A 13,390-nucleotide genomic window follows, 5' to 3' on the forward strand; every position below is an offset into this window, starting at 1 on the left:
CCATCAGCATCGGAGGAGGCCCGCCCTCATTGGCGGAGCCACACGGGTGAGCACTTTCAGGGATCAGATCTGGGTATTTTCACTGAGCGCCGTCACCACGGCTCCTCCCTGAATCCATCCTGGAAATAGCCGAGTCTCGCGAGGACGCAATCCGCTTGCTCGCCAACAACGGCTTCATGGTCGAGCGTGCAGGCGTTCCCCTCAGCGGTCCAGGTTCCCGCACAGGGCTGGTCCCGAAGGTTGGTAGGCCAGTACGTCCGGTCGCTGATTTGCCTGCGGCACCGGTACCGCCTCGCAGCCTCACCGAGGACGACGGGCGAGCACTCGGGTCGAGGGTGTGGCGTGGGTACGCCGAGTACGTGGACCCCGTTGACCGTCAAGCGGTGCGGACCTACACGGGCGACACGTATGAGCCGATCAACGACTATCTGCGTGGCATCACTACCCGTATATCTGACGACCATCGAGATGCGATCACTCGTGTGGATCGAGTCATCGACAACGCCCCGAGGGTGCCCGAGAACATGACGGTTTCCCGCGCTATCGGTGCAGACGTGTTCGGCCTCACGGAAGGCTCAAACCTCTCAGGGCTGGTCGGGCGCAGCTTTCAGGACAACGGGTACGTCTCGACCGCTCTGCAATCGACACTGAAGTCCGTCAACCGCACCGAGGTGGAACTCAGGCTTGATGTGCCTTCGGGTACCCGCGGCTTGTACGTGTCGTCGCACGGGAAGAATGACGATAACTCTCTCGCTGTGTACGGGCAGATCGAGAACGAGCTGCTCCTCGGACGCGGCATCGACTACGAGATCACGGACGCAGCCATCGAGGATGGACGGCGAATACTATCGGCGAAACTTGTGCGGCAGAGGAGCAGCAACGATGAATAGCCTAAGCGATCCCTCGAACTTCGGTGCGAAACCCATCGATACACAACGCTTCTACGGGAGCGAGCCAGTAGGCGAAGGCCGGTGGGCGATGCTGGACGGCTTGGGTTTGCTGTGGACCGACGACCGGGACGCATTGCAGCTCGACGTTGTGGAGGGAGTGGACGGCAAGGCAGCGAATGCCCTTCGCCGTGAGTTGAACCGTTCTGCCGCAGCCGGCATGTCTGCCACTACAGCCTTCAACACCACGGTTGCCGATCACGGCTCTGCACCCGTAGTTGAGGGCCAACTGGTCAAGAGGTCAGCCCCGTAGAGGACAGGGCCACACCCACCCACAAGTATGGGTAGGGCATCAGGCGACTCTGAGCAGCCCCAGCTCCGCCCCTGGTGAGGTGCACAAACCGGGATTCGGATTCAAAACTTCCGGCAACGCCCTGACCAGGGGCTAACACCTGAGCGTCACTCCGGGCCTCTGCCTTGGGGGAGGCCGACTTTCCTATGTACGTATCAGGGGCATATTTGGCATCAAGGGCGCTCGCCCCACACGCGACGCAGTTCGCGGACGAAGTGGTCAAGTTGGTCCTGGTTGGAGGCACCATCGTTGCTTGATGTCGACAGGACAAGATCCGCCCCGTTGAGTGTCAGAGACCAGTTCGGGACGGTAGTCAGGACGCGTGACACGTATCTCGATGGGTCGGTTATCAATGTAAGCCGCTCTAGCGCTGAGATGGGAGCCAGCCATGCAGCTTTTACGACCGGCTGGAAAGGGCCGGGCGCGTTGTGCTCGGACGCGGCTGTCCAGTCTCGCGCCCCGAACCTTCCGTCATCAAGCGTCGGTGAGTGCGCCTGGACGAATGCGATCTGTTTCGGCAGTAGCCAAAATGCGCGCCAGTTCGTTCGGCCGCTTGCTGTCCAGTGTTCTAGGAACGAAGCAACCGGTGATTCTTCGCCTGCGAGGTCTAGCAACGGACCCTGCAAACCAATGGGAGCTGTGTCCCCGGCTGAAGCAAAGTGGTCGTCTACAGCTTGAATTCGTTCTTCCGTATATTTCATAGCTTCTCCCATATTTAGGTGTAGGAATTTTCGTGTTAGCTATAAGCGTTAGCGATATTCCATGATGCCGCACCGATGCCTGCTCCGAGGAGGCCGCCGATGATCGCACCGGGAACCGCACCGATTACGAAGAAGGGGAGTCCTGCTAGCCCGCCGAGGACGACACCCGCAGCCGCGCCGATGCCACTTCGTATTTCGATGGTGTCACCGGGCGGGAGAGCTACCGGGGTTGTTTCGATTTGGCTTGATCCGGGGGTGTTGACGGGTGCTGCGGAGGCTGCGGTTGCTCCGAAGAGGGCGATGAGTGTGGCGGCGATGATGGCTGCGATGGTTCTCAAGGGGAGTCCTTTACTGTTTGGGGTGCAAAGCATAACCGTCAGTCGGGTTCGACCCCGGTTTTGTCGGTCGTTTGAATGATCTAGCTTGGGTCGTCGCCTTTGAGCCATCGTGTGACTTCGGAGCGTTCGATGATCCAGCGGCCTTTGTGCATGCGTTGGTAGCCGATGAGGTCGCGCGACCAGAGGGCCTTGTAAACGTATTCGAGGTCGCAGCCGGCCAAGGCTGCAATCTCATGGGGTGTCATGTACTGGGAGGAAGTGTCAATTTCCAATGCGTATCCACTTGTCCAATTCGGCGGGGTCGATGAGCCATCGCCCGTTCGGTGGCTTGCGTTGGAACCCTTTGAGTTCGCCAGTCCACAAAGCGTTGTAGATGAACTGTCTGGAGCAGCGAGCTTCTGTGGCTGCTTCAGCGGGCGTCATGTAATTGGTCACGATGGAAATGCTAGATGGTTCTTTTCTGGGCCACCTTGAGTGCTCGTGGCTAGACGCAACAATGTTGTTGGCAACTTCAACACGCGCACAGGACGCAAGCTCGATCCGTTTTGGTCATTCGGTTTCCTCGGGAAGTTCCGCAATACCGCCGAACTCTGCCCATCCACCGGAGTTCCGTCGCGGCTGCAACGACGCCAGACCGCGCTCGGCGACGATTGCGTGACAGTCAGCGAGGCTCGGCATGTGAGCTTCATTCTCTCGGGACCACTTGTTGACTCGGCGGCGTACTTTCAGCGGCGTGAGCAGCCTCCACAGTTCGGGCGGCGTCAGGCCGCAGGTCATCCGCTCGATCGATTCATGGGTGCCACACAGGCTGCATATTGGGACTGACCGACACTTTGTGATGTGTGATCCGGCAGGTTTCCATGTCGGATTCAGTGTGTTTGCGAGAGGACGTGTGCAACGTGGGCATTGTCCTTGTTAGATTCGCTCATCGATCATTTCGATGGCGGATTCTCGGAGCCACTCAGCGGTAATCGACGGGCTTTCGAATTGGTCAGCTACTGACAGTAGGTAGTCGGTGGGCATGAATTGCAGAACGCTCACGTCGTAGGGGTGGGTGCCTGAGAAGGTTTGTATTGGTTGGTTGTCTGTCATTTTCTGACCTCTCGTATTTGTTGGGTTGAGCGTATTCATGGCTGCTCAGTTTTCGCAATGGAACCGGTAATAATTGCCTCGTAATGTAGGCAGATCCCAGGTCAAGTTGCTGGGGGCTAGCAACTTCTGAAATGCCGCGGGTATTGACCCTGCGGGACTGTGCTTCACCGGACGGAGCTTCGCCCTGTGTCTTGATGCCCCAGTGGAGCGCCCCAGTGTTGGCCCGCTGACCGTCTCATCCCACGACCTCTAGCCCTCCACGCTTGAGTGCGTGAAGAGCTGTCGGTTGACCTTGCTGTCAATGATCAGTCGACGGCACGGCTCCACAAGCCTGGTCTTGGGGATTGTCAGCACACGCAACAGGAGGCCGCTGGTTAAGCGTCGGGCAGGCCCAGAAAACGACGTGAAGCGAACTACAGAGGATTACGGTGTGTTCGTTTCGACGTGCGCAGGGAATGCCTCAGCGGCAGCAATAGCGGCAGACAGTTCGTCTCGCAGCAGGCGGGCGCTACTCAGATCCACGGTCACGTTCTCGAAGGCGCGCGCAATGTGGAAAGACGTTTCTGCGATGCCATCGGTGTATTCGATGGTGCTCGCATCGAGGGTCAGCGTGTGTGCTCCGGACGGGATTGCTGCGGTGTGGTGTGTGGTTTCGGCTGCAATGTCGGCATCGAGTTCCACTGGAACGTCCTCAACGGGAGCGTGCCGGCAGTCGGCGCAGGTGACGGGTACGGGCGGCGGGGGAGCGTTCACAGTCACCGCTTCTGAACCGCACTTGTGACAATGGAGGCGGATCGACCCTGTCAGGTCCGCTGTAGCCAAGTCGCTCAGTGCTTCGGAGATGTTGCGGAGGGTGTCACCACTGGCCGCGACTGATTGAGTCTCGATTGCACGGAGGTCGTTGGGGTTGATGCCTGCGACGTTGGCGACCTGTTCGATGGTCAGGTTGTGGGCAGTGCGCACAAGGTTGAGTGTCTGGCCGACAATATCGAGCTTCTCCAGCTCGTTGAGGATGCTCATGCGTGCCACCCGAGGGCTACAACGGCCTGGCAAATGCCGACGAACGCGGGGTAGAGGCTGAGGCCGGCAAGAATGGTGAGGACGTACGCGCGACTCACGGCGTTTCTGTCGGTGGGGTGAGATACGTTCTGCAAACGGTTCACGGCGGAAAATCCCGTCGTCGGGCCGAAGGCCTCGGAATCGGGAGGGAAGCCCGATCCGGGGCCGTTTTATTCGGCTACCGTCTCGCCGCAGAGACCATGAGTTGCATGCTTATTGCATGGAACGCAAATGAGGCCCCCTCGAAAGGGGGCCTCACCTGGTCTTTCTTGTGGTGCGCGATACTGGGATTGAACCAGTGACCTCTTCCGTGTCAGGGAAGCGCTCTCCCGCTGAGCTAATCGCGCATGTCCTCGCACCGGCCTTGCGACCGATGCACTAGCGAGGTGGAGACGGGAATCGAACCCGTGTGCACGGCTTTGCAGGCCGTTGCCTCACCACTCGGCCACTCCACCATGGGTCGAGACCCTCGAGCGGATGACGGGATTCGAACCCGCGACCCTCACCTTGGCAAGGTGATGCGCTACCACTGCGCCACATCCGCGTACCCCGGAGGCGCTCACTGCAGGGCAGTTGTTGTCTCCGTGGTGCGGGGAAAACATTAACCCAACGGGAGTGAAACTCACAAATCTCGTGGTCAGCTGCAGAATTGGCGCGATCCGAGGGTGTGAACGATGTGAAAGCAGAGGCGCGACGGGCGCTGCGCCGGCACGTCGGTGATGTCTGCGGCGACGGGCAGGCGATTCGGTTCGCCGCAGCACCTCGTGTTAATGTTTTGCCTCGTTCGGTCCCGTGGCTCAGTGGGAGAGCGTCCGCTTCACACGCGGAAGGTCGCTGGTTCGATCCCAGCCGGGACCACAAGAAAGAAGGCCCACACCGCTCGTCGGTGTGGGCCTTCTTGCGTTCGATGCCGGTAACCTGAGCCGGTGAGCACCGAACAGTCGAAGCCCCAGGCCGTCGCCGACCAGGGTCCGATCGAGTCAGCGAAAGTGAAGCATCGACGGTTCCGGGCTCGTATCGCCGAGAACAAGTCGCTGGATCTCGGGTACCGCATCACCGTCGGTGTCATCGGGACAGTCGTGTTGGCGCTGGGTGTTCTCGCCATTCCGTACCCGGGGCCCGGCTGGTTGATCGTGTTCGCGGGGCTGGGCATCCTGGCTTCGGAATTCGCGTGGGCCAAGAGTGCGCTGCGGTTCGTTCGGAAGAGATACGACGCATTCATGGACTGGTTCTCCACGCAGTCGATGTTCGTCAAGGGTCTCGGCGTTCTGTTCACCACGATCGTGGTGCTGGCAACGCTGTGGTTGCTGGGCACGTTCGCGTTGGTCGGCGGCTGGTTCGGACTCGACTGGACGTGGCTGAAGAGTCCGATCTGATCGACGCGCCGCGCTGAGGGCCGACGAGGGGCTCGTTGCCGATAGGCTGTCGGAGGCCTTCCTGGCCAGTAGAACCGATCGAGGAGTACACCGCTGTGAGCATGCCCGTTGTCGCCACCGTTCCACCCGCCCGCGTCATGGTGCAGGCAGGAACAACGGCAGGTACGGCGCTCCGCGACACCGGCCTGCCGAACAAGGGACCCGACGCCATCGTCGTCGTACGTGATCCCGACGGCAAGCTGCGCGATCTGTCCTGGTCACCCGAGATCGACATCGAGGTCGAGCCGGTTCCGGCGAACACCGAAGACGGACGCAGCGTCATCCGGCATTCGGCCGCACATGTGCTGGCACAGGCGGTTCAGGAACTCTTTCCCGACGCCAAACTGGGCATCGGACCGTTCATCAAGGACGGCTTCTACTACGACTTCGACGTCGAGCAGCCGTTCACTCCCGAGGATCTGACAGCCCTCGAGAAGAAAATGAAGCAGATCGTCAAGGCCGGGCAGAGGTTTTCACGCCGGGTGTACGAGTCGGTGGAGCAGGCCCGCGAGGAGCTGGCGAACGAGCCGTACAAGCTCGAGCTCATCGATGACAAGTCCGGGATCGACGATCCCGAGGTGATGGAGGTCGGCGCAGGTGAGCTGACCGCCTACGACAACCTCAATCCCCGTACCGGCGAGCGCATCTGGGGCGATCTCTGCCGAGGTCCGCACATCCCCACCACCAAGTACGTGCCGGCCTTCAAGCTCACTCGGAGTTCGGCCGCGTATTGGCGTGGCAACCAGGACAACGCGGACCTGCAGCGGATCTACGGAACCGCCTGGGAGTCCACCGAGGCACTCGATGCGCATCTCGAACTGCGGGCCGAGGCCGAGCGTCGCGATCACCGCAAGCTCGGCTCCGAGCTGGATCTGTTCAGCTTTCCCGACGAGCTCGGCTCAGGTCTACCGGTGTTCCATCCGAAGGGCGGCGTGATCCGCAACGAGCTGGAGAACTACTCCCGGCAGCGGCACATCGAAGAGGGTTACGAGTTCGTCAACACCCCGCACATCACCAAGGGGCATCTCTACGAGGTCTCCGGTCACCTCGACTGGTACCGCGACGGGATGTTCCCGGCGATGCATCTCGATGCCGAACTCGACGAGAACGGTGAGGTGCGCAAGCCCGGCCAGGACTACTACCTCAAGCCGATGAACTGCCCGATGCACAACCTGATCTTCCGTTCTCGTGGCCGTTCGTACCGTGAGTTGCCGTTGCGTTTGTTCGAGTTCGGTTCGGTCTACCGCTACGAGAAGTCCGGCGTCATCCACGGACTGACGCGGGTGCGCGGCATGACGCAGGACGACGCACACATCTTCTGCACCCGCGAGCAGATGCGCGGAGAGCTCACCAGCACACTGGAATTCGTTCTCGGCCTGTTGAAGGATTACGGCCTCGACGATTTCTACCTCGAGCTGTCGACCCGCAACCCCGATAAGTCCGTGGGCAGCGACGAAGTCTGGGAAGAAGCGACCAACACCCTCGCCGAGGTCGCGGCAGCGTCGGGCCTCGATCTGGTGCCCGATCCGGGCGGTGCCGCGTTCTACGGACCGAAGATCTCGGTGCAGGCCAAGGATGCGCTCGGTCGCACCTGGCAGATGTCGACCATCCAGCTCGATTTCAACCTGCCCGAGCGCTTCGAGCTCGAGTACACCGCCTCGGACGGCGTGAAGGAACGACCGGTGATGATTCACCGCGCACTCTTCGGGTCCATCGAGCGGTTCTTCGGCGTCCTCACCGAGCACTACGCGGGCGCATTTCCGGCCTGGCTCGCGCCTGTGCAGGTCGTGGGCATTCCAGTGGCCGAGGTGCACCAGGACCACCTCTTCGCGGTGGTGAAGGAGTTGAAGAAGCACGGCGTCAGGGCCGAGGTGGACGCCAGTGACGATCGGATGCAGAAGAAGATCTTCAACCAGACCGCGCAGAAGGTCCCGTTCATGCTGCTCGCCGGCGAACGCGACGTCGAGGCCGGTGCCGTCAGCTTTCGATTCCGTGACGGAACTCAGGTCAACGGTGTACCGGTCGCGCAGGCAGTGGCGACGATCACCGAGTGGATCTCCCAGCGCAACAACGCATCACCGACCGCCGACCTCGTGCAGACCAGTGGAGTGAGTTGACATGCCCGACCAGGACGAGTCGATTGTCGCAACCGGTGCCGGTGAGCCCGACCGGCTCCAACGATTGTGGACTCCGCACCGGATGTCCTACATCGCCGAAGCCCCGCAGGCGTCGGCGAAGTTCAGCGAGCCGTTCTCCGACATCCCCAAGATGAGCGACGAGGACGGTCTCGTCGTCGCGCGCGGCGAATCGGTGTACGCGGTACTCAACCTGTACCCGTACAACCCAGGGCACGCGATGATCGTCCCGTACCGCCGCGTCGCGGCACTGGAGGATCTCACTCCCGCCGAGAGTGCCGAATTGATGGCATTCACCCAGCAGATGATCCGCGTGATCAAGCGAGTGTCGAGCCCACACGGCTTCAACGTGGGACTCAACCTCGGCGCGGCAGCCGGTGGTTCCTTGGCCGAGCACCTGCACCAGCACATCGTGCCGCGGTGGGGAGGCGATGCGAACTTCATCACGGTGATCGGCGGTGCCAAGGTGATGCCGCAGTTGCTCCGCGATACCAGAACCCTGCTCGCGTCGGCCTGGAACGAATGAACCACAGGCGAGAGGAGCACGCGCCGTGCTGAGCATTTTCGGCCGTGCGCCGGTGTCCAAAGTGACCGCCCCGCTCGGGCGCGCTCTCAACAGCACCGGATTGACCCCCGATTCGGTGACCGTCATCGGCACCGTCGTCACTGTCACCGCTGCGGTCACGATGTTCCCCGCCGGCTACCTGTGGTGGGGTTCGATCGTCATCACGTTGTTCGTCCTCTTCGACATGCTCGACGGAGCCATGGCACGGGCCAGGGGCGGCGGCACCAAGTACGGAGCCGTCCTGGATGCAACGTGTGATCGCGTGGCCGACGGCGCGATCTTCGGTGGGTTGGCCTGGTGGGCAGTGTATTCCGAGCAGGACAAGCCTCTACTCGTCGCCACACTGATCTGCCTGGTCACGTCCCAGGTGATCTCGTACGCCAAGGCGCGCGCGGAAGCCAGCGGACTCTCGGCCGACGGTGGGTGGATCGAGCGTCCGGATCGACTCGTCATCGTTCTCGTGGGAGCTGGATTCACCGGAGTCGGACGCCATTTCGACATTCCGTGGCTGGACAGCCTCATCTACCCGGCGATGTGGATTCTTGCCGCCCTGAGCATCGTGACCGTGTTCCAACGGGTTCTTGCGGTCCGCGGATCCGAGGGGGCTCGCGACATCATCGTGCCTCCGACCACTCCCACCGCCGGCGACGGTGACGTGGCTTCGTCGTGAACCTCTCGGACAGAGCAAGCGACCTCGGGTACGCGGCCGGTTGGCGACTGGTTCGTTCGTTGCCGGAGAGCGTGGCGAGGAGCCTCTTCGACCGCGGCGCGGACGTCGCTTCCTCCCGCAACGGTGGTCCGGATCAGCTGCGCCGCAACCTCGCCCGGGTGCTGGGGACGACGGCGGAGCAGGTACCCGACGAGCTGATTCGCGACAGCGTCCGTTCGTACGCGCGCTACTGGCGCGAGGCATTCCGATTGCCGTCGATGGACCTGGCTGCTCAGGCCGCCGTCATCGACCGATGTGTGTACGGCAAGGAACATCTCGAGTCGGCGCTCGATGCAGGCAGGGGAGTGGTGCTCGCACTACCGCACAGCGGCAACTGGGACATGGCCGGAATGTGGTTGGTGCGCACGCACGGCGGACTGTCCACGGTGGCCGAGCGCCTGAAGCCCGAATCGCTCTACCAGCGCTTCGTGGCGTATCGGGAAAGCCTGGGGTTCGAGATATTTCCGCTCAGCGGCGGTGAGCAACCGCCCCTGCTCGCGCTGTCGGAGAGGTTGCGCGAGAACAAGGTCGTCTGCCTGCTCGGCGAGCGCGACCTTGCGAAACACGGTGTGCCGGTGACGTTCTTCGGCGAACCGACGCGCATGCCTGCTGGTGCCGCGAAACTCGCGATCGACACCGGGGCGACGCTGCTACCGGTGCACGGCTACTTCGACGGCGACGGCTGGGGGTTCGACATCTCGCCCGCGGTCGACGTCTCGCGGGGCATCGGCGCGGCAACACAGTCGGTGGCAGACCACTTCGCCGCCGGCATTCGGGCACATCCGGCCGACTGGCACATGTTGCAGCCCCTGTGGATGAGCGACTGGTCGGCCGAGAGACGCGCCAGAATCGAGGGCACGTGAAGATCGGCATGGTCTGCCCGTACTCGTTCGATGTGCCGGGCGGGGTGCAGGCCCACGTTCAGCAGTTGGCGGAAGTGTTCATCGAACGCGGACATCGCGTCAGCGTGCTGGCACCGGCGTCGGACGACGTGGCGTTGCCGGATTTCGTCGTGTCGGCCGGTGAGGCGCTGGCCATTCCGTACAACGGGTCGGTCGCGCGCCTTCGATTCGGTCCGGTGACGTACTCCCGGATTCGAAAGTGGATCTCGGAGAACGATTTCGACGTGCTGCACATCCACGAACCGAACGCGCCCAGCCTGTCGATGTTGGCGCTGAAGGCCGCGGACGGCCCGATCGTGGCAACGTTCCACACCTCGACGACGAAATCGTTGGTGCTCAGCACCTTCCAAGGGGTGCTGCGTCCGTACCACGAGAAGATCAGCGGCCGCATCGCCGTGTCCGAGCTGGCGCGGCGTTGGCAGGTCGAGGCGCTCGGGTCCGATGCGGTCGAGATTCCCAACGGGGTCGACGTGCCGGCGTTCGCGGATGCGGCTGTGCTGGAGGGTTATCCACGGGCCGGCCGCACGGTTCTCTTCCTCGGCCGATTCGACGAACCGCGCAAGGGAATGGCCGTTCTGCTCGGTGCCCTGCCTGTACTGGTCGAATCCCATCCCGACATCGAGATCCTCGTCGTCGGGCGCGGCGAGGAGGACAAGCTGCGCAAAGAGGCAGGTTCTCTGGCGTCGCATCTGACCTTTCTGGGGCAGGTGGACGACGCGACGAAGGCCTCTGCGATGCGCAGCGCCGATGTCTACTGCGCGCCGAACCTCGGCGGTGAAAGCTTCGGCATCGTGCTCGTAGAGGCGATGGCCGCCGGAACACCGGTCGTGGCAAGCGAACTCGACGCCTTCCGTCGGGTCCTGCGCGACGGGGCGTGCGGTCTGCTGGTGCCGATAGACGATTCCGCGGCGCTCGCCGAGGCCGTGACAACGATCTTGTCCGACGACGCCGTCCGCGACCGCCTGGTCGACGCCGCGTCGGCGGCCGTGTCCACCTACGACTGGCCCGTCGTCGCCGAGCAGATCCTGCGCGTCTACGAGACGGTCACCCTCGGCGGACAGAAAGTGCGAGCAGCGAGCTGATGACTCTGTCTGCCGTCACCGTTCTCGTCCTCGGGCTGATCGCGGTTTTGATCCTCCTGGTCGGTCTGTGGGCGTACGGAACCGCACACCGACTGGACCGTCTCCACGTTCGCACCGATCTCGCCTGGCAAGCCCTCGACGCCGCGCTCGCACGCCGAGCCGTCGTCGCACGAGCCGTGTCGGCAGCCACCCGTGGCTCGGTCTCGTCGAGCAAAGAGCTTGCTGCCCTGGCCGACCGAGCCGAACGCGCCGACCGGTCACAGCGCGAGGAAGCGGAGAACGCGGTGTCCATGGCGCTCGCCGTCGTCGAGCCGACAGCGTTGCCACCGCAACTCGTCGCCGAACTCGCCGACGCGGAGGCGCGCGTGTTGATCGCACGACGGTTCCACAACGATGCCGTGCGCGACACTCTGGCGTTGCGCGTCCGTCGCCCGGTTCGGTGGCTGCATCTGGGCGGCACCGCGGCTCTGCCGTCGTACTTCGAGATCGCGGAGCGGTCGGCCGCTGCCACCTTCGGCAGTGAGAATCGGGCCACGCCGCGCACCTCGGCGCGAGTGGTGTTGCTCGACGAGCGTGGCCGGGTACTGCTGTTGCGCGGGCACGACCCCACGGTGCCCGACATCTTCTTCTGGTTCACGATCGGTGGAGCAGTGGAGAAGGGGGAATCGCTCCGTGATGCCGCTGTCCGAGAAGTCCACGAAGAAACCGGGTTGAACGTTGCCGCAGCCGATCTGCGCGGACCCCTGTGGCGTCGAGTGGCGACCTTCCCGTTCAACGGCACTCTGATCCGTTCCGAGGAACTGTTCTTCGCGATCCGAACGCAGGAGTTCGAGCCGCACAGCGCCGGCTTCACCGACTTCGAGCGCCGCACCGTGACCGGCCACCAGTGGTGCACCGAGTCCGACATCCGTGCGCTGAGCGCGCTCGGCGAGAACGTCTACCCGCAGGATCTGGCGGAACTGCTGGACGAGGTCAACGTGGCCCTCGCTCGGCGCGGCGATCCTGACGTGCGCGCCATCCGCTAGCAATCTGGACCCTTCCGAGCAGGCCAGCAATTGCCAAGTGGTTATGGGATTCGCGCGCGCCGAGGCCTACTGTTCTGGGCGCGACGTCGCGCCGCCGCCTGCAATCGCCATCACGGGACCGGCGGCGAAGTCCGCGCACATCAGTCCGGAGCGCCACGAACGGTGCCCAGAACACAGGAGTTGGCTTGAGTACCCCACACGCATCTGACACGGCTGGATCCACCGAAGGCAGGTCGAGCGAGAACGGAACGGGCACCGCCCGCGTGAAGCGTGGCATGGCCGAGATGCTCAAGGGCGGCGTCATCATGGACGTGGTCACGGCCGATCAGGCCAAGATCGCCGAAGACGCCGGAGCTGTCGCCGTCATGGCCCTCGAGCGTGTTCCCGCCGACATTCGCGCTCAGGGCGGTGTGTCGCGCATGAGTGATCCCGACATGATCGACAGCATCATCGCTTCGGTGAGCATCCCGGTGATGGCCAAGGCCCGCATCGGACACTTCGTCGAGGCGCAGATCCTGCAGAGCCTGGGCGTGGACTACATCGACGAGTCCGAGGTGCTCACCCCGGCCGACTACGCCAATCACATCGACAAGTGGAATTTCACCGCCCCGTTCGTCTGCGGTGCCACCAACCTGGGCGAGGCCTTGCGCCGAATCACCGAGGGCGCGGCCATGATTCGCTCCAAGGGTGAGGCGGGCACCGGCGATGTCTCGAACGCGACGACCCACATGCGCAAGATCCGCGACGAGATTCGTCGACTGACCTCTCTGCCCGAGGACGAGCTGTACGTGGCGGCGAAGGAACTGCAGGCACCGTACGACCTCGTCGTCGAGGTCGCCCGGGCAGGCAAGCTGCCCGTTACTCTGTTCACCGCGGGCGGCATCGCCACTCCCGCAGACGCCGCGATGATGATGCAGCTCGGCGCCGAGGGCGTCTTCGTCGGATCGGGAATCTTCAAGTCCGGGAACCCCAAGGAGCGCGCCGAGGCAATCGTCAAGGCCACCACCTTCTTCGACGACCCCGATGTGCTCGCAAAGGTTTCGCGTGGTCTCGGCGAAGCAATGGTCGGCATCAACGTCGACGACCTGCCGGTCGGACACCGCCTCGCCGAGCGCGGTTGGTGACTCG

The 13,390-nt window shown here is 63.0% G+C and carries 15 protein-coding genes and 4 tRNA genes; 11 read left to right on the forward strand and 8 right to left on the reverse strand.

Going from position 1 to position 13,390, the window contains the following annotated elements:
* The first annotated feature begins 176 nt into the window (after window positions 1-176).
* Window positions 177-890, forward strand: a complete 714-nt coding sequence (locus tag ACIGGF_RS04315; protein WP_397520430.1) for an ADP-ribosyltransferase — start codon at window positions 177-179, stop codon at window positions 888-890.
* Window positions 883-1,200, forward strand: coding sequence for a hypothetical protein (locus ACIGGF_RS04320; RefSeq protein WP_397520162.1), 318 nt, complete (start codon window positions 883-885; stop codon window positions 1,198-1,200). Before ACIGGF_RS04315 ends, ACIGGF_RS04320 begins: the two co-directional genes overlap by 8 nt.
* Before the next feature lie 775 nt (window positions 1,201-1,975).
* Here the strand turns inward: ACIGGF_RS04320 and ACIGGF_RS04325 are convergent.
* The 8 genes from ACIGGF_RS04325 to ACIGGF_RS04360 all read right to left on the reverse strand — a co-directional run bounded on the left by ACIGGF_RS04325 (window position 1,976) and on the right by ACIGGF_RS04360 (window position 4,973).
* On the reverse strand, window positions 1,976-2,278 hold the full coding sequence (locus ACIGGF_RS04325) for a hypothetical protein (protein WP_397520163.1): 303 nt from the start codon (window positions 2,276-2,278) through the stop codon (window positions 1,976-1,978).
* A gap of 80 nt (window positions 2,279-2,358) precedes the next feature.
* Window positions 2,359-2,523 carry a helix-turn-helix domain-containing protein gene (locus tag ACIGGF_RS04330; RefSeq protein ID WP_397520164.1) on the reverse strand — a complete coding sequence of 55 codons (165 nt, stop codon included), beginning with the start codon at window positions 2,521-2,523 and terminating at the stop codon, window positions 2,359-2,361.
* A gap of 16 nt (window positions 2,524-2,539) precedes the next feature.
* On the reverse strand, window positions 2,540-2,713 hold the full coding sequence (locus tag ACIGGF_RS04335) for a helix-turn-helix domain-containing protein (protein ID WP_397520165.1): 174 nt from the start codon (window positions 2,711-2,713) through the stop codon (window positions 2,540-2,542).
* A gap of 114 nt (window positions 2,714-2,827) precedes the next feature.
* Entirely contained in the window at window positions 2,828-2,956 is a 129-nt protein-coding gene (locus ACIGGF_RS04340) for a hypothetical protein (RefSeq protein WP_397520166.1), read from the reverse strand.
* A gap of 837 nt (window positions 2,957-3,793) precedes the next feature.
* Complete coding sequence (locus ACIGGF_RS04345; RefSeq protein ID WP_397520167.1) at window positions 3,794-4,390, reverse strand: helix-turn-helix domain-containing protein; 597 nt, start codon at window positions 4,388-4,390, stop codon at window positions 3,794-3,796.
* 311 nt (window positions 4,391-4,701) lie between these two features.
* A tRNA-Val gene (locus ACIGGF_RS04350) sits at window positions 4,702-4,776 on the reverse strand.
* 37 nt (window positions 4,777-4,813) lie between these two features.
* A tRNA-Cys gene (locus ACIGGF_RS04355) sits at window positions 4,814-4,884 on the reverse strand.
* Between the two features lie 17 nt (window positions 4,885-4,901).
* A tRNA-Gly gene (locus ACIGGF_RS04360) sits at window positions 4,902-4,973 on the reverse strand.
* Between the two features lie 242 nt (window positions 4,974-5,215).
* Here ACIGGF_RS04360 and ACIGGF_RS04365 point away from each other — a divergent pair.
* The 9 genes from ACIGGF_RS04365 to pdxS all read left to right on the forward strand — a co-directional run bounded on the left by ACIGGF_RS04365 (window position 5,216) and on the right by pdxS (window position 13,386).
* A tRNA-Val gene (locus tag ACIGGF_RS04365) sits at window positions 5,216-5,287 on the forward strand.
* Window positions 5,288-5,403: 116 nt separating this feature from the next.
* Window positions 5,404-5,805 carry a TIGR02611 family protein gene (locus ACIGGF_RS04370; RefSeq protein WP_397520431.1) on the forward strand — a complete coding sequence of 134 codons (402 nt, stop codon included), beginning with the start codon at window positions 5,404-5,406 and terminating at the stop codon, window positions 5,803-5,805.
* 101 nt (window positions 5,806-5,906) lie between these two features.
* Window positions 5,907-7,961 (forward strand): threonine--tRNA ligase, encoded by a 2,055-nt coding sequence (gene thrS / locus ACIGGF_RS04375; protein WP_397520432.1) that lies wholly within the window; start codon window positions 5,907-5,909, stop codon window positions 7,959-7,961.
* Window position 7,962: 1 nt separating this feature from the next.
* Complete coding sequence (locus tag ACIGGF_RS04380) at window positions 7,963-8,505, forward strand: HIT family protein (RefSeq protein WP_397520168.1); 543 nt, start codon at window positions 7,963-7,965, stop codon at window positions 8,503-8,505.
* 25 nt (window positions 8,506-8,530) lie between these two features.
* The gene (pgsA, locus tag ACIGGF_RS04385; RefSeq protein WP_397520169.1) at window positions 8,531-9,214 is read left to right on the forward strand and encodes a phosphatidylinositol phosphate synthase; all 684 of its coding nucleotides are present in this window, start codon (window positions 8,531-8,533) and stop codon (window positions 9,212-9,214) included.
* Window positions 9,211-10,116, forward strand: a complete 906-nt coding sequence (locus tag ACIGGF_RS04390) for a phosphatidylinositol mannoside acyltransferase (protein WP_397520170.1) — start codon at window positions 9,211-9,213, stop codon at window positions 10,114-10,116. The genes pgsA and ACIGGF_RS04390 overlap by 4 nt, the downstream gene beginning before the upstream one ends.
* Window positions 10,113-11,237: a glycosyltransferase family 4 protein gene (locus ACIGGF_RS04395; protein WP_397520171.1), complete on the forward strand. Its 1,125-nt coding sequence runs from the start codon at window positions 10,113-10,115 to the stop codon at window positions 11,235-11,237. The genes ACIGGF_RS04390 and ACIGGF_RS04395 overlap by 4 nt, the downstream gene beginning before the upstream one ends.
* On the forward strand, window positions 11,237-12,262 hold the full coding sequence (locus ACIGGF_RS04400; protein ID WP_397520172.1) for an NUDIX domain-containing protein: 1,026 nt from the start codon (window positions 11,237-11,239) through the stop codon (window positions 12,260-12,262). Before ACIGGF_RS04395 ends, ACIGGF_RS04400 begins: the two co-directional genes overlap by 1 nt.
* 185 nt (window positions 12,263-12,447) lie before the next feature.
* Entirely contained in the window at window positions 12,448-13,386 is a 939-nt protein-coding gene (gene pdxS / locus ACIGGF_RS04405; RefSeq protein WP_397520173.1) for a pyridoxal 5'-phosphate synthase lyase subunit PdxS, read from the forward strand.
* The last annotated feature ends 4 nt before the right edge of the window (window positions 13,387-13,390 follow it).

The organism is Rhodococcus sp. NPDC078407 (assembly GCF_044542515.1).
In the GTDB taxonomy this organism is placed as follows: Bacteria; Actinomycetota; Actinomycetes; order Mycobacteriales; family Mycobacteriaceae; genus Rhodococcoides.